This is a genomic window from Streptomyces sp. NBC_00285 (genome assembly GCF_036174265.1).
Lineage (GTDB): Bacteria > Actinomycetota > Actinomycetes > Streptomycetales > Streptomycetaceae > Streptomyces.
In genome coordinates this window covers 10,042,250-10,057,301 of the sequence record NZ_CP108055.1, presented here as the reverse complement: position 1 = coordinate 10,057,301, position 15,052 = coordinate 10,042,250, and the positions used below count along the sequence as shown (strand labels likewise).

Genomic DNA, 15,052 nt, shown 5'->3' with positions numbered 1-15,052 from the left:
CGGGCGGCCCCGCTGCGACCTGGTCGAACCTCTCGCACCTCCTCCTCACCGGCCAGCGCGTCCGCGAGGCCCCCACTGCGTGAGCGCAACGATGCTGGGGCGTCAGCGAACGGCGTCCAGGAGGGCGAGCCTGATCGGCCTTGATCTCTTGAGGGGGTTGTCGTGCAGGACGCTGTCGCTGTCCGCGAGCGGTGCCAGGGCCGCTGCGATGTCAGTGGGCAGTCCGTGGTGGTGGCCAGAATGCCGGCCATGAGGACCCGCTGATGATCTGGATTGCTGCCTGAACCCGCGCCACCCTCTTGACCTGCAGGAACGTTCAGCAACCCCAGATAGGACCAGCGCCGAGCCTGGCAGCCCGATCCGGGCGCATCTCGGCCATCACAAGTGGGTGTGGCTCACCTTGAGGGACGTTCCTGATCAGGCCGGGGAGTGTAAATCCAACAGCCCTGTCTCACATTCGGGTCGTCGCTGTCGATCATTCCTCCAGCAGACATCCGTTCCCTTGGGGACAGACTTCGTGGCCGGGCGCCCCACCGTGGCGGACGGGGTTGTGTGCCGCTGCGTCAGCGCCTGTCCGCGGGCCCGGCAGTCGGCGGGTCCTTGCTATCGATCTTCGACGGGGGCCGCGCCGGTGCGGGGAAGGTCTTGTTCGGCCCAGGCGTCCATGGTGGCCAACACAACCTCGAGTCGTGCGCCTGCCGGGGTGAGTTCGTACTCCACGCGGGGCGGGATCTCCGGATAGGCCGCGCGGGTGACCAGCCCTAGGAAAACCATAGGGCGGCAGTGGGTTGCGGCCCAGCCAATCCGCGACATGGGACCTCTGTAGGGAGGTTGGCTGTCCTGATCGCTCCCCTCGCTTCACTGCGAGTGCGAACAAGCTCTTGTAGTCGACGCATTGCTATGGCATCTTCACCCAGCAGTGGACTCGACGCGCTATACATCCCATCACTGAGGTGCTTGGTCTGATCTCAACCTTTCTGCGCATGCCACTATCCAGGAACTCTCGCTCTTCCCGCCGGGAGGTTCACCATGCCGTTGTCGAGATCAACGCAGGGACGTGCCGAAGCGGGGAGCCCGAGAACGGGGCGGCGGCGGTCGTGGACGGCCACGATGACGGCGGTGGCGGCCGTCGCGGCGGTCCTCGCTGCGATGTTCGTGGCGGCACCGGCGTCGGCCACGTCGGAGTCAGGCGCCGCCGCGCCGCGGGTCGCCCAGAGCAACTCGTACCAGCGCGGCCCCGATCCCACCGTGGCCGGCATCGAGGCCTCGCGCGGCCCGTTCCCCACCGCACAGATGGATGTGGCGCCGGGTAACGGGTTCAACGGCGGGGTGGTCTACTACCCGACGGACACGAGCCTGGGCACCTGGGGGGCACTGGCGATCGTGCCGGGCTACTCGGCGCTGTGCGCCCAGGAGGAAGCGTGGATGGGCCCGTGGCTCTCCTCGTTCGGGTTCGTGGTGATCTGCGTCGAGACCAACAGCCGCACCGACGGCGCCGATGCCCGGGCCGCCGAACTGCTGGCGGGGCTGGACTGGCTGACCACACGCAGCCCCGTCAAGGCGGAGGTCGACCCGAACCGGCTGTCCGTACTCGGACACTCCGCGGGCGGAGCCGGAGCGATCATCGCGGCGGAACGCCGGCCGTCGCTGAAGGCGATGATCGGTCTGGCTCCGGGGTTCCCCGGCAACGGCTTGAGCATGGCCACCGACACGGTGCCCACGCTGGTCATCGGCGGCCAGAACGACACGGTCGTGACCCCCTCGTATCTCAGCAGTCTGTACGCCACGCTGCCGGGCACCACGCAGAGCGCTTTCGCCCAGATCGCCGGAGCGGACCACGTGTACTACACCCGTCCGAACAACGTGGAGATGAAGCTGCTGATCCCCTGGCTGAAGGTGTTCGTGGACAGCGACACCCGCTATACGCAGTTCCTCTGCCCGACACTGCCGGATCCCTCCACCGTCTCGGTCTACCAGCCGAAGTGCCCCTACGTTCCCGCTGACGGTTCGACGCCGCCTGCCGGCGGTCAGCCGGTCCACGCGGTGGGTGCCGGCAAGTGCCTGGACGTACCGGGTTCCGGCACGGCAGCGGGCACACAGACGGACATCTACACCTGCAACCGCGGGGCCTCCCAGTCGTGGACGCGCACCTCCTCCGGTCAGCTGACGGTCTACAGCGGTGGCTCGACCATGTGCCTGGACGCCGCCGGACAGGGCGCCCGTCCTGGTACGAAGGTGCAGATCTGGTCGTGCAACGGCGGCTCGAACCAGCAGTGGAATGTGAACGCGAACGGCACGATCACCGGGGCAGGGTCCGGCCTGTGCCTGGACGTGACCGGCGCGTCCACCGTGAACGGAGCCTTGGTCGAACTGTGGACCTGCACCGGCGGAACCAATCAGCGCTGGACACTCGGATAGCCCGGCAGGCGCGCCGCTTCATCCACCCGAGGGGCCGCATCTCGTTGGCCCGTGCGTTGCAGGGGCTGCACACAGAAGGGACAAGCCGATGGGAGACTCGATGGGCACCCGGACAGCCGATACACGTGGAATACCGGCCATGATGACCAGAGTGCTGGCGGTGTTCGCACTCGTCGCGGCGATTCTGGTGGCCGTTCCGCACCAGGCGCACGCTGCCACCTCGCAGTTCAGAGGAGTGAACTGGGCCGACCAGAGAGACAACTTCGTCAACGGCGTCCTGCACCCGTCCGGGCTCGGCGCGTCGGACACCTACTCCTCGGCTTCCACCGTGGCGGACCAGGTCGTCGGCCAGATGTACGCGACGACGGGCGCCAACACAGTGCGCATGCCCATCAATGAGCCCACTGTCGCCGACTACTGGAACACCTACACCGGGGCGATCGACACGGCCCTCACCAAGGGAAACGTGATCCTCGCCTACTGGGCGTACACCGGCGGCAAGCCGACGAGCACTGCCGGGTTCAACCAGATGTGGGACAAGGTCGTCCAGAAGTACGGCTCCAACTCCCACGCCTACTTCGAGGTCATCAACGAGCCCTACGGTTACGGCACAACCGCCCTGGACGACATGTACAGCGGCTGGTTGGCCAGGTACCCCTCGGTGCCCCGCTCCAGGGTGATCCTCGACGGCGCGGGGCTGGCCCAGAACGTCGCGGCGGTCGGAGGCGACAGCCGTCTGGACGGCACTTTCCTCGCGGTGCACGACTACTCGTTCTTCGCGGGATACGAGGACGAGACCGAGTGGGCGGAGCACCTCGCCGGCTACATCGGCGGCTACGCCGCCCGCACGATCGCCACCGAGTGGGGCGGCCCGATGAGCCCGGGCAGCAAGAACGGTGTCAACTACAGCGCCATCGACTACAGCATCCCCAGTGGTTCGTTCTTCGCCGACTACGTCCGGGGTGTCAGCAGCGAACTGCGCGCCCTCGGCATGGGAAGCGTCTACTGGCCGGGCCTGCGCGACGGCGACTGGTACAGCATGACCAGCAAGAGCGGCACCGGCTCGGGCATCAGGCTGTCTCTGGTGAACGCCTCGGGACTGACCCGCCTTCAGTACGCCTGGGGGATCGGCAGCGGCGGCGGCACCTACGTGCGGATCACCAACGCCGCCACCGGCCTGTACATCGACGGTGAGGGCCGCACCACCAGCGGGTCCGCCGTCGGCGAAGCCAGCGGCAGCAGCAGCAGGAACGAGCAGCAGTGGACCGTCGAGAACGCCGGGCACTACGTGCGCATCAAGAACCGGGCGACCGGCCTGTACCTGGACGGGGCCGGCCGTACCTCGGACGGATCCGCGGCCGCCCAGTACGGTGACAGCAACAGCACGAGCCAGCAGTGGTCGGTGCTGACCGACGCCGACAACGTGCGCATCAAGAACCGCGCCACCGGCAAGTACATCGACGGCATGGGCCGCACCGGCAGCGGATCCGATCTGGGCCAGTGGAGTGACAGCACCAGCGCGAACCAGCGGTGGCGGATCGTCGCCGCCGGTTGACCACCACCCGCATCGCCTGCCGCGTACCCACGGCACCGGGCGACCTGTCGGTGGTCATGTTGGTCCAGGGCTTCGAGCACCTCGTCTCCCTCGCCCGTCCCGCCGGATCCCCCGACCGCAGCGCGCTCCCCCATCACCGGCAACGACGACGCGGCCAAAGAGTCCGTCACCGCTCTGCTCGGCGGTCTCGGCTACGACACCGTCGACGCCGGGGCCACAGCGGAGAGCTGGCGCGTCCAGGACTGCAGCCCCGCCTGGGTTGTCCCCTATCTGTCCGACCCCCGGCCGCCCTGGCCTCAGGACCCGGGAAAGCCCACCGGCGTCAAGGAGATCCGTACGGCCCTGGAACAGGCAGCCCGCAGTTCCTGAAGAGGACGTATCAAACCCCGGCGAGGAAGCAGGCCAACAAGCTGATCGCGTCCGTCTGCGTGGTCTACGAGCACGGCTTCGCCCACCTGAAATGAGGGGCACTTCCGGCTCGCGAGCCTCGCGGCTTGCCCTGTCCGGTGAGGCACCCCCGCCCTCCGCCTCTGGTCGGTGCGTAGGCTGGCCCTGGACTCGATGATCACGTGGCTGGGCACTCCTGCGATCTGACGACCGAGAGACCGGTGGCCCGGGTCCGTCGGTGACGCGGCCGGCTGGATGACGGTGCAAGGAGGCGGTGTCGGATGGGCGGAGATGCTCTGCGCTGGAGCGAGTACCGCAGGGTGCCGTGGAAGAACCACGGCGGTACGACCCGAGAGGTCGCGGCGGGCACCGTGCACGCTCCCCTGGCCTCGACGGAGCCCGCGGACGGCTTCGACTGGCGGGTGAGTGTCGCCGACGTGGACGCGCGAGGCCCTTTCTCCGCCTTTCCCGGGATCGACCGCGTGATCACCCTCGTCGAGGGCGAGGGCATGGTGCTGACGGTGGACGGAACACCCCATCCGGTCGGGCCGTTGAGTCCCTTCGCCTTCTCAGGCGACGCAGTGACGGACTGTCAGTTGGAAGCGGGCGCGGTCCGCAACATGAATGTGATGACCCGTAGAAGCCGGGCGACGGCAAGGGTGCGGATCATCACCGTCACGTCACGGGGGACGGAAATGGCCTGCGCCGCGGGCGAGACCCTGCTCGCCATGGCCGTCACCGAGGGGATCGCCGTCGGCGGACCGGACGGTCGGGAGACCACGCTCGGCCGGCTCGACTGTGTGCGTCACGAAGGCCCGGTGGCTCTGACTCTACGAGGCGATGGCACGGTGGTCGGGATCAGGATCACCGCACTGTGCTGACGGCGGGAACGGGCCGCTCATCGGCGGCGTACTCACCGAAAACCTCTCCGGACAGTGGATCTTCTGGGTGAACGTACCGTCCGCGTCTGCGGAGCGGACCGCTGCGCACTGCGCTTCCTGGATCGCTCCCCGGCCCGCAACCGTCGCTGGTGCTCCATGTCCCGGTGCGGAAACCGCACCAAGGTCCGTCTCCATCAGGCGCGCACGACAGAGCGGCCGGCACAGGGAAAGCTGACGAGGAGTCCTCAGCTCACTCGGACAACCTCACACGCAAGGCTGGGCCGGGCACGCTCCCGATGCCCTTCGCCCGAACCGGGCGCGACAGGCGAAGGTCACTCCCCCGCCGGTGAGGGTGCGGTTGGGTGCCTTCCTGCATGACGTCGCCTCGACCTCCTTGCGCGTCGTTCACTGCCGTGCCCTCCTCCACGGAGTCTCCGGACTGCGGCTGCAGTCCGCTCGGTCGCCGGCAGAACACGCGCAGGAGTAAGAACCCTGTTCTGTTGAGCCCTTCTTTCCGGATCGTTTGCTGAATCTCCGGTCGCGACCACTTGCAATCGATCGACGACGCCCGTATGGTCGTACGAACGTAAGACATACGACTGTAAGACAAAGGCGAGGGAGTACGTGATGGCGGCAACTCGGCCGGTGGCGCTCGTGACAGGGGCCTCATCCGGGATCGGCAATCAGACGGCCCGCGCCCTCGTCGCGGCGGGTTTCGACGTCATCGGAACCGGACGGAGAACCTCGGGACTCACCCCGCCCGCCGGGGTGACGTACCTCGACCTCGACGTAGCGAGCGACGAATCCGCCGCCGCCGTGGTCGAGCAGGCGATCGACCGGTTCGGGCGGATCGACGTCCTGGTCAACAACGCCGGTATCGGTTCAGCCGGTGCCGTCGAGGAGAACTCGCTCGCCCAGGCCCAGAGCGTCTTCGACATCAACGTCTTCGGTGTCATGCGGATGACGAAGGCGGTCCTGCCGCACATGCGCGCCCAGGGAGGGGGACGCATCATCAACGTCTCGTCCGTCCTCGGGCTCATCCCCCAGCCCTTCATGGCCCTCTACGTCTCGGCAAAGCACGCGCTCGAGGGCTACTCCGAGTCCCTGGACCACGAGGTCCGCGAGCACGGCGTCCGGGTCCTTCTCGTAGAGCCCGGATACACCAAGACCAGCTTCGACACGAACGCCGCGCAGCCCGACACCCCGCTGCCGCTGTACGCGGAGCGACGGCGCATCTTCGACGAGATGATCGCGGACGCGATGAAGGACGGCGATGACCCCGCCGTCGTCGCCAAGGTGATCGTCACAGCAGCATCCGACAAGAAGCCGAAGTTGCGCTACACCGCGGGCCCCCTCGCCACACGCATCAGCGCAGCGCGCCGCCTCGTCCCCACCGGGACGTTCGACAAGCAGGTCCGCAAGACCAACAGGATGCCCACCTGACATCGCCGCCCGGAGCAATGAGTGCCGGCGTCATCCCGTCCGGCCGCAAGGGTGCCGCTCCTGCCGAATGTCCGATGTGGCGGACATCGTCGGCTTCCCTGATGTCCCTGAAGGCCCATTGCCCAGTAGCTCACATCCTTGTCGAGGAGAGTCATGCAGCAGCAAACGGCACTGCGCAGTGCAACGAGCGCAAAGCGTTTTCTGAAGAAGAGCGTCGGCTCAGCGCTGGCGGTCACCGCCTCGGCGGCCGTCCTGATCTCGGCGCGGTCTGCGTCCGCAGGGACAGGACACCCGTACAGCGGATCCGCAGTCAGCAACGTACGAACCGCGGCCAATTTCGACTACGCCGCCGGCGAGATCCCCGAGAACATCACCGCCAACCCCGACGGTTCGGTGACCCTGTCCCTGCTCGGCAGCTGCGCGGTGTGCCAGCGCACCCACGGTCCGGAATTGATGCGCATCTCCGCCTCCGGAGTGCGCACGGTGCTTGCCACCGGGCAGGTGGGTGAGGCGATCAGCGGCAACGCCCGTGGCAGTGACGGCACCGTCTACTACGCGCTGTGGGCCCCGGGCAACGCGGCCAGGAACGGCGTGTACAAGCTGCTTGCCGACGGTTCCTCTCACCGTGTCGCCGCTCTGCCCGCCGACTCGGGACCCAATGGTCTGGCCGTCGACTCGGCCGGACGCACTCTCTACATCGCGGACAGCCTCAAGGGCATCATCTGGTCCGTTCCGGTCTCAGGCGGATCGGTGACCCCGTGGCTGATCGACGACGCTCTCGCGCCGGTGCCGACCGAAGCCCTGCCGATCGGCGCCAACGGGCTCCGGTTCCACAACGGCGCCCTGTGGATCACCAACTTCAACAAGGGCACCCTACTGCGGGTACCGATCACCGGCACCGGCACGGCCGGTCCCGTCCGCGTTGTCGCCGGCGGCCTGCCCAACATCGACGATCTCAGCTTCCTGACCCCCCACTCCGACGTGGTCTTCGCGGCGCAGAACGGCTCCTCCTCGAACAACGGCCCGGACAGAGTCGTGGTCATCTACCCCAACGGCACCTACAAGCCCGTCCTGACCAGCACGGACGGTCTCGCCTCGCCCTCCGCCACCGCCGTACGCGGCGACCGGCTGTACATCACCGACGGCGGCGTCCCCGAGCCCCACGACCCGAAACTGCAGACCGCGACGATCAACTTCCCCGCTCTCCTCGCAGGCGCAGCACACTGACCTGACCAGGGCGGCAGCCAGGGCTCGCGCCCCGGCTGCCAGGGAGGAACCCACCGTGCGGTACACGAAGGAACACAAACAGCAGACACGGCAGCGGATCATCACGACGGCCGGCCGCCGGCTCAAGCGCAACGGCATCGACGGCTCCGGAGTCGCCACGCTCATGAAGGACGCGGGCCTGACCAACGGCACCTTCTACGCCTACTTCTCCTCCAAGGAAGAACTCGTCGCCACCGCGGTCGCCGACCAGATGCGCGCACAGCACGAGAACATCGTCGCGCAGGCAGCGCCCGGCCGTGCCGGACTCGAGCAGATCGTGCGCTGGTACTTCTCCGCCGAGCAGCGCGACGGCATCGAGGACGGCTGCCCCAATGCCGCCCTGCTCGACGAGATCTCTCGCTCCACGGATCACACCAAGCAGGCGTACACCGACGGCGCACTGACGCTCATCGACGGCTTCGCCGCACGACTGGCACCCCACGATCCGCCGTCGGCCCGCCTGAAGTCACTCAGCCTCCTCGGCATGATGGCCGGGACACTGCAACTCTCCCGTGCCCTGACCGACCGGCCGTTCGCCGACGAACTCCTCGAACAGGGCATCCGCAACGCCCTGGCAATTCTGGGTGCCGAGCAGCACGACTGATCGCTTCAGCCGACGACCTGTTGTGCACGTCGGGGAAGTGAGACCGACGATCCCCGGCCGGTGTGATTCCAGTGCGGAGCACACCAGGTAGGGATCTGAGCACGCCGATGCGCCGGCCAACCATAGCGATCTTTCCTTTTCCGCCCCGGTTCACTCGGGCATGCCCTGTTCCTGCCGCCCGCAGCAAGGCCGGGGCTCCTCTCCCCCATCCGCGGGCGGGAGGCGGACCTGCTCAAGCGCTGCCGATGCAGTGACCTGCGCCGGCTTAAGCAGTAAGCACTCCCACTGGCTGTTCGACATGCCCAGCCTGCTCCTCGCCGAAGCACACGGCGTCGTCGGCGGGACGGTCCTGCCTCTACCGACGCACCTGGCCGACACCGGCCATGGGCGGCGCGTTCGGCGCCTGCCACGGGCCGGACGTCGGACTGGATTTCGGCAACCTGAGCGCAGGCCTCAGCGCTCTCGTGATCGGTGAGCAGCCCATCGCCGACGCAGTGGCCCTGTCGCAGTGGATGCGCTCCGCGTGGGTGGCCTGACCATCCGCCGCCGGCACGAGGCCCGTTTCCGAACCGGTGAGAACGGTTGCGACCGCTCCTCCTCGGCATCACCACGATCACCTCGCCGACGCCTACCACAGTGCCGCGGACGCGAGGCAGTCACGTACTGCAGCCCATCGTTTGCTGCCCTGCATTCCTGGACCGATCGACGGTCCCGTCAATCCCTGCGGAGTTCTTCATGTACATCGCCTATGTCGTCATCGCGGTCGTGCTGTCCCTGGTGCTGGCCCTCTCCGCCGTTCCCGACATCACCAGCGACCCGAAGATCACAGATGGAATCAAGGCACTCGGGGTACCTGACAGCTGGTTCTTGCCCCTGGGCCTGATCAAGATCGCGGGTGCTCTGGGGCTGCTCGCAGGCATCGTTTATCGACCGCTGGGCATCGCGGCGGCGATCGGTGTCGTCCTGTACTTCCTGGGTGCTGTGATCACGCACGTCCGTGGAGGCGACACGAAGAGCATCGGCCTCCCGGCGACCATCATGCTCGTTGCCGTGGCACCGCTGGTGCTGGGTTTCGCGACCGTCTGATCGTGCTCCACGATCGCGGTCGGACCAGCTCGCGATCACGCGGCACGGCAACTGCCGGACTCTTGCCTCCAGCGCCCGGGCTGGAGGCAAGTCGCTACCGGGACGTGGAATCCGTCAGGACGCGTGACACGTTGCGTCTCGGTGTGTGCATCGCCGTTCCCCTGTTTGTCGAGGTGTCGGTCGCGTCTGGACGACGTCCCGAGGCCTGCAGACCCAGAGGTGGTCCGCACCTGTCTCCGAGCGCCGGGGTTGCCGTCGCCGGACCGCTGGAGACATTGGCGTCGTCGACGGCCGCGGCGATGTCCCCGTCGACCGGATGCGATGGATCCTCGGCCCGGACGGCGACCCGCAAGTCGGCGCGCTCGGTTGCGCACGGCGGTGCACGCACATGGCTGAAACCGCTGTTGTGGTCGTCCGTCCCGGCCGTCGCCTGCCGGACCGGGACGAGGTCGCGGGCATCGCCGACCTGCGTGCCACCGCAGGCCATGTCGACGTCCGTCCACCGGCCCGGTCCGGCAGGCGCGCGGACTCCTCGGTCAGATCTTCGTCTTCTCCCGGACCCACGCGCCGATCTTCGCAATGGCGGCGTCGGTCTCCGGAACCCGGCCGGCGCCGTAGACGTACGAGTGCTGGCCGCCGGGGACCACCACGGTTGCTGTGTCGATTCCGGCGTCCTTGACGCGGGTGGCGAACTCCTCGTCCTCGCCGGCCAGGACCTCGTAGGTTCCCCAGGAGACGAGGGTCGGGGGCAGGCCGCTCAGGTCCGCCCGGTTCAGGTTGATCCGGGTGTCCGTGAACTCGATGCCCGTGCCGCCGATCCAGGACTCGCGGAAGAAGGCCAGCAGTTCCTTGCTGAGAATCTTGTCCGTCCCGGCGTTGGTCTCGATGGTCTCGCCTGCGATCTCGAGGTCGCACCAAGGGGAAATCGACACGATGGCGCCGGGCAGGGGCAGCTTCTTGTCGCGGAGGCGAAGCGCCAGGGCGACGGCGATGAACCCGCCGATGGAGTGGCCGATCGTGATGATGTTCCCCGGCTCGTACCCTTCGGAGAGCAGCCAGTTGAAGGCCGCCTCCGCATCGTCCACCTGAGCCGGGTACTTGTGTTCCGGCGCGCGCCGGAAGTCCAGCACCAGCACGGGGGCCCCGGCGGCCTTGGCGATGTGGCCGGCGAGCTTCCGGTCGACGAACGCCGACGACAGAACGGAGCCCCCCGCGTGACCGTGCAGGAGAACGTAGTCGGTGTTGGCATCGACCGGTTCGCACCAGATTCCCGGAACGCCACCCGCGTCCACCTCTCGGTAGGTGACCCCTTCCGGCTCCCGGGCCTTGAGATGGACGCCCTCCGACACGATGCGCATCGCATCCAACTCAGACTCGGGAACCGCCAGTCCGGCGAAGAATTCCGCGAACTCGGCTGCTTCCGGGCTCAGTTCAACTGCAGTGCGATCAGACATGTGGAACCTCCATGGGTGGTTTGGGGGCACCGGCCCACTGGGACCGGTAGCCCCGTATTTGTCAGGCAGTGAGGGTGGGGTAGTCGGTGTAGCCGGTTGCGTCGCCGCCGTAGAAGGTGGCGGGGTCCGGGGTGTTCAGCGGTGCGCCGGTGCGTACGCGCTCGACCAGGTCGGGGTTGGCGAGCGCCATGGTGCCGACGGTGACGACGTCGGCGACGCCGTCTTCGATGTCCTTGGCGCGGGTGTCGATGTCGGTGCCGGCCCGGTTGAGGACCAGGGTGGTCGGCCACAGCTTGCGGAGGGTGTGCAGGAGTTCGTCGTCGCCGCCGTGGACGATGTGAAGGTAGGCGAGGCCGAGCGGAGCGAGGGCGCGCACGAGTGCCGCGTACAGCTCATGGGTGTCGGTCTCGGCGATGTCGTTGAACGGGTTCCCGGGAGAGATCCGCAGGCCGGTGCGGCCGGCGCCGATCTCCTCGGCCACGGCGGTGGCGACCTCGACGGCGAAGCGGATGCGGTTCTGGACGGAGCCGCCGTACTGGTCGGCGCGCTGGTTGGTGTTGGTGGCGAGGAACTGGTGCAGAAGGTAGCCGTTGGCGCCGTGGATCTCGACGCCGTCGGCGCCGGCCGCGATGGCGGCCGCGGCGGCGCGCCGGAAGTCGTCGACCGTCGCGGCGACCTCCTCGGTGGACAACTCGCGCGGTACCGGCATCTCCAGGAGCCCCGAGGCGGTGAACATCTCGCCCGCCGGCTGGACCGGGGAGGGGGCGACCGGCTGCCGGTGGTGGGAGGTGTTGTCGGGGTGGGAGATGCGTCCTGCGTGCATGAGCTGGATGACGACGCGTCCGTCGGCCTTGTGTACGGCGTCGGTGACTTTGCGCCAGCCGGTGATGTGCTCGTCCGTGTAAATGCCGGGGGTCACGGCGTAGCCCTGGCCGTCGGCGGAGGGCTGGGTGCCCTCGGTGATGATGAGGGCGTGCGAGGCGCGCTGGGCGTAGTACTCGGCGTTCAGCTCGGTCGGCACGCCTTCGGGGGTGGACCGGTTCCGGGTCAGGGGGGGCCATGGCCAGCCGGTGGGGCAGGGCGATCTCCCCGACGACGATGGGGTTCCACAGGGCGTTCGACATGGGTATTTCCTCAAAATGAAGGGTGCGAGGGACTTGCGTGGTGCTCGATGGGCCTGGTGGCCATCGACCGTGGGAGCGCAGATCTTGCGGAGGGGCAGTCGACGGTGCGGGGGCTTTGCCGCGCTCAGGACCAGGACGTATCGGCCGGGTGTGGCGCCTGCCGCACCGTGGAAAAATGGGCTCCCGCACCGGAGTTGGAACGGCGGTCAGCCGCGGTAGCGATCGGCGGGGACCTTGAGCGACAGGTTCGGGACGAGCGTCTGCCGGGCCTTCTCGAGCGACTCCCAGTCGCTGATCTGGGGCAGCGACGGGATGGTGACGGGCTCCCCCGCGTCGAGTCCGGCGAGGGCCGCGTCGACGACGTCGTCCGCACTCATGATCCACTCGTCGGGGAACGCCCCGAGGTCGGCGCCGGAGCCGTCCCAGAACTCCGTGCGGACAGCGCCCGGCAGCACGGCCTGCACCACGACGGGGCTCTCGGCGAGCTCCTGCTGCAGGGCCTGGGTGAACGTCAGCACGTAGCTCTTGGTGCCGCTGTAGACGGCGCTGACGGGCAGGATGTTGAGAGCCAGCGCGGAGGAGATGTTCACCACGGTGCCGTGCCCGCGGGCCGTCAGGCGCGGCAGGACCGCGGTGGTCAGCCTGGTCAGTGCGGTTACGTTGAGGCCGATCAGCGCTTCGGAGGCCGCGGCGTCGGAGGCCACCAGCGGGGTGAACAGCCCTCCGCCGGCGTTGTTGATCAGTACCTCGATGCTCTCGTCGGTGCGCAGACGCTCCTCGACCGCGGAGATCTGGGCCGCATCGGTGAGGTCCGCGGTGACGACGTCCACCGCGCGGCCCGTGCGGCTGCGGATGTCCGACGCCAACGTCTGCAACCGCGCGGCGTTGCGGGCCACCAGGACCAGGTCGTAGCCCCGATCGGCAAGCCGCTGCGCGTAGGCGGCACCCAGGCCGGCGGATGCGCCGGTGACGACAGCGGTCTTTTTCTGCGTGGTCATGGGGGATCTCAATTCTGGGCCGGCGGAGGAGGAGAGGGGCCGGGGTCGACCCACTTTAGATTACGATAACTATCTAAAGAGCTCCGGTCAACGCGCGTGATCCCGACAACCACCGCCCTCGGCGTAGGTTCTCCTCAGGGACCTCGATGGAGACGCGAGTTCACAAGGGTCGATGAGGCGGACGGGGAACGGTGGTCCCTCAACCGGCTGGGCCTATTTCGGAGCGGAGCTGCCGCACGAGCGCCCTCGGGTGCCGTACGGCCTGCCACAGACCGACCGACAGCAGCGCCAGACTGATGGCGAAGCAGACCCAGAACACGAACTGGGTGCCGGTCGCGAGGTCGTGAGTGCTGCCGTCCTCGTAGCGGCAGTACGCCTGTGGGGGAAACGCCTTCGAGCCGCCGACCCCGCCGTAGTACATGGAACACGGGTCCTCGCCGGGGTCCTTCAGCGTGTCGTCCGCCGTGACGATCAGCAACCAGGCCAGCGCCGCCCCCGGAACCGTGCCGAACACGATCATCTTCGACCAGGTCGGCAGGCGGGGGTGGGCGAGAAGCCCGATCAGCGCGATCAGTATGACGACGAACACCGCTACGACGAACCCGGCGGTGAGCCACCTCTCGTACACCTCGACCAAGAGCCAGACGACTCCGGCCACCGGTGGCGCGGTCAGGAGAAGCACCTTGATCCCGGACGCGATACGCGGATGCGCAAGCAGGTACACGGCGAGCGCACACCCGATCGCCACGAGGAGCGCGATCACGGACGCTCGGCTGCGGTGCCGCCCGCGGAGTCCCTGTGCGTCTCGTCCTTCCGCCACGGACCGACGCCGAGCTTTCCGGTCGTCCCGAGGTCGAGTTCCGGCACGACCATCACGGGATCGGCTGCGGGCTCGGCCCAGACGCGGACGTACGGCGCGTTCACCGGTTCGCCGGCCTGGGTGGTGTTGCGCCAGGCCAGCCCGGCCACCGCAGCCTCACGCGGACGCAGGACGACCGGTTGGGGGCCGCTGTCCCCTCCGAGACCGGTACTGATCTGATCGGTCCCCTGGAGAATCCGTACGCCGTCCACGAGGCGGTGGTCCTCATCCTGGATCGTGAGTCTCGGGTAGCCGTTGAGCCGAATGGGCCGGGTACCGCAGTTGACCAGGTGCAGGCCGACGGCGCGCAACCCCATGGCCGCGTCGCCCTCGTCGGCGTAAAGGTGCATGCCCGACTTCGGGCACGTTCCCGAGGCGGACGACGCCTCGGCTTGAGGAACGCTCCGCACCTTGATCACCTTCACTCCCGTCACCTCGGGGGCGTTGTCGACCCTCTCCCCCACGACGACGGTGCCCTTGACGGTCCGTCCCGGACCGACCGCTTGGACGGTCTGCTCCGCGTTGTCGACCGCGCCTCCGGAGGCCGAGAGGAACCCGAAGGTCAGCGTGTAAGTGGCGGTCTCCGTCTGCCGGTTGGTGAGCTCGAAGTCCGCGCTGTTGTCGACTCCCGCGCAGCCACTCTCCAGGCCCCAGGCGTACAGCGCGGTGATCTTGACGCCGTCCTCGGCCACACCGTTCACGGAGGGCAGGGGCAGCGCGGTCGGCGTGCCGGAGGGGCGAACGGATGGCTCCGAGGACGATGCGCTGCCGTACCGGGCGATCTCCGACGGGCACAGTGCCTCGGCCCGGCCCGGATGGCCGTCACCCTCCCCGACCTCCCCGCCGGACGAAGCGCTCTCGGAACCGCAGGCGGCGAGCAGCAGGGCGGCGGCGAGGACGGCGGGAGCGGCGCGGGAGGCGGTCGACATCCGCCCACCCCACCAGGGGGACGCCCTGGTGGCTGTGGTGGAACCCAC

The 15,052-nt window shown here is 68.2% G+C and carries 14 protein-coding genes and 1 pseudogene; 9 read left to right on the top strand and 6 right to left on the bottom strand.

The window, feature by feature from the left end; genetic code table 11:
- Nucleotides 1-603: 603 nt before the first annotated feature.
- On the bottom strand, nt 604-774 hold the full coding sequence (locus OHT57_RS45935; RefSeq protein WP_328752924.1) for a winged helix-turn-helix transcriptional regulator: 171 nt from the start codon (nt 772-774) through the stop codon (nt 604-606).
- A gap of 345 nt (nt 775-1,119) precedes the next feature.
- On the opposite strand from OHT57_RS45935, the gene OHT57_RS45930 reads away from it, so the two are divergent.
- The 9 genes from OHT57_RS45930 to OHT57_RS45890 all read left to right on the top strand — a co-directional run bounded on the left by OHT57_RS45930 (nt 1,120) and on the right by OHT57_RS45890 (nt 9,640).
- Complete coding sequence (locus OHT57_RS45930; protein ID WP_443053570.1) at nt 1,120-2,418, top strand: poly(ethylene terephthalate) hydrolase family protein; 1,299 nt, start codon at nt 1,120-1,122, stop codon at nt 2,416-2,418.
- 139 nt (nt 2,419-2,557) lie between these two features.
- Nucleotides 2,558-3,973, top strand: a complete 1,416-nt coding sequence (locus OHT57_RS45925; protein ID WP_328752923.1) for a ricin-type beta-trefoil lectin domain protein — start codon at nt 2,558-2,560, stop codon at nt 3,971-3,973.
- 668 nt (nt 3,974-4,641) lie between these two features.
- Entirely contained in the window at nt 4,642-5,241 is a 600-nt protein-coding gene (locus OHT57_RS45920; RefSeq protein WP_328752922.1) for a HutD family protein, read from the top strand.
- 54 nt (nt 5,242-5,295) lie between these two features.
- Nucleotides 5,296-5,619 carry a CGNR zinc finger domain-containing protein gene (locus tag OHT57_RS47630; RefSeq protein WP_443053569.1) on the top strand — a complete coding sequence of 108 codons (324 nt, stop codon included), beginning with the start codon at nt 5,296-5,298 and terminating at the stop codon, nt 5,617-5,619.
- 249 nt (nt 5,620-5,868) lie between these two features.
- Nucleotides 5,869-6,684, top strand: coding sequence for an oxidoreductase (locus tag OHT57_RS45910; protein WP_328752921.1), 816 nt, complete (start codon nt 5,869-5,871; stop codon nt 6,682-6,684).
- A gap of 153 nt (nt 6,685-6,837) precedes the next feature.
- Nucleotides 6,838-7,911: an SMP-30/gluconolactonase/LRE family protein gene (locus OHT57_RS45905; RefSeq protein WP_328752920.1), complete on the top strand. Its 1,074-nt coding sequence runs from the start codon at nt 6,838-6,840 to the stop codon at nt 7,909-7,911.
- A 55-nt stretch (nt 7,912-7,966) separates the two neighbouring features.
- Entirely contained in the window at nt 7,967-8,554 is a 588-nt protein-coding gene (locus OHT57_RS45900; RefSeq protein WP_328752919.1) for a TetR/AcrR family transcriptional regulator, read from the top strand.
- A gap of 383 nt (nt 8,555-8,937) precedes the next feature.
- Entirely contained in the window at nt 8,938-9,090 is a 153-nt protein-coding gene (locus OHT57_RS45895; RefSeq protein ID WP_328752918.1) for a hypothetical protein, read from the top strand.
- A 199-nt stretch (nt 9,091-9,289) separates the two neighbouring features.
- A complete protein-coding gene (locus tag OHT57_RS45890) occupies nt 9,290-9,640 on the top strand; it encodes a DoxX family protein (RefSeq protein ID WP_328752917.1) in 351 nt (116 codons plus the stop codon).
- A gap of 536 nt (nt 9,641-10,176) precedes the next feature.
- Here OHT57_RS45890 and OHT57_RS45885 read toward each other — a convergent pair.
- The 5 genes and pseudogenes from OHT57_RS45885 to OHT57_RS45865 all read right to left on the bottom strand — a co-directional run bounded on the left by OHT57_RS45885 (nt 10,177) and on the right by OHT57_RS45865 (nt 15,004).
- Nucleotides 10,177-11,094 (bottom strand): alpha/beta hydrolase, encoded by a 918-nt coding sequence (locus tag OHT57_RS45885; RefSeq protein ID WP_328752916.1) that lies wholly within the window; start codon nt 11,092-11,094, stop codon nt 10,177-10,179.
- A 61-nt stretch (nt 11,095-11,155) separates the two neighbouring features.
- Nucleotides 11,156-12,218 (bottom strand): annotated as a pseudogene (locus tag OHT57_RS45880) (alkene reductase).
- A gap of 206 nt (nt 12,219-12,424) precedes the next feature.
- A complete protein-coding gene (locus tag OHT57_RS45875) occupies nt 12,425-13,216 on the bottom strand; it encodes an SDR family NAD(P)-dependent oxidoreductase (protein ID WP_328752915.1) in 792 nt (263 codons plus the stop codon).
- A gap of 199 nt (nt 13,217-13,415) precedes the next feature.
- Nucleotides 13,416-13,979: a hypothetical protein gene (locus OHT57_RS45870; RefSeq protein WP_328752914.1), complete on the bottom strand. Its 564-nt coding sequence runs from the start codon at nt 13,977-13,979 to the stop codon at nt 13,416-13,418.
- On the bottom strand, nt 13,976-15,004 hold the full coding sequence (locus OHT57_RS45865) for a DUF4232 domain-containing protein (protein ID WP_328752913.1): 1,029 nt from the start codon (nt 15,002-15,004) through the stop codon (nt 13,976-13,978). The genes OHT57_RS45870 and OHT57_RS45865 overlap by 4 nt, the downstream gene beginning before the upstream one ends.
- Nucleotides 15,005-15,052: the final 48 nt, after the last annotated feature.

Excerpts from the sequence above, each read along its gene's own strand:
- OHT57_RS45935 (WP_328752924.1), bottom strand. The coding sequence starts at position 774 with ATGGTTTTCCTAGGGCTGGTCACCCGCGCGGCCTATCCGGAGATCCCG.
- OHT57_RS45875 (WP_328752915.1), bottom strand. The coding sequence starts at position 13,216 with ATGACCACGCAGAAAAAGACCGCTGTCGTCACCGGCGCATCCGCCGGC.
- OHT57_RS45920 (WP_328752922.1), top strand. The coding sequence starts at position 4,642 with ATGGGCGGAGATGCTCTGCGCTGGAGCGAGTACCGCAGGGTGCCGTGG.
- OHT57_RS45905 (WP_328752920.1), top strand. The coding sequence starts at position 6,838 with ATGCAGCAGCAAACGGCACTGCGCAGTGCAACGAGCGCAAAGCGTTTT.
- OHT57_RS45895 (WP_328752918.1), top strand. The coding sequence starts at position 8,938 with ATGGGCGGCGCGTTCGGCGCCTGCCACGGGCCGGACGTCGGACTGGAT.
- OHT57_RS45865 (WP_328752913.1), bottom strand. The coding sequence starts at position 15,004 with ATGTCGACCGCCTCCCGCGCCGCTCCCGCCGTCCTCGCCGCCGCCCTG.
- OHT57_RS45890 (WP_328752917.1), top strand. The coding sequence starts at position 9,290 with ATGTACATCGCCTATGTCGTCATCGCGGTCGTGCTGTCCCTGGTGCTG.
- OHT57_RS45885 (WP_328752916.1), bottom strand. The coding sequence starts at position 11,094 with ATGTCTGATCGCACTGCAGTTGAACTGAGCCCGGAAGCAGCCGAGTTC.
- OHT57_RS45910 (WP_328752921.1), top strand. The coding sequence starts at position 5,869 with ATGGCGGCAACTCGGCCGGTGGCGCTCGTGACAGGGGCCTCATCCGGG.
- OHT57_RS45925 (WP_328752923.1), top strand. The coding sequence starts at position 2,558 with ATGATGACCAGAGTGCTGGCGGTGTTCGCACTCGTCGCGGCGATTCTG.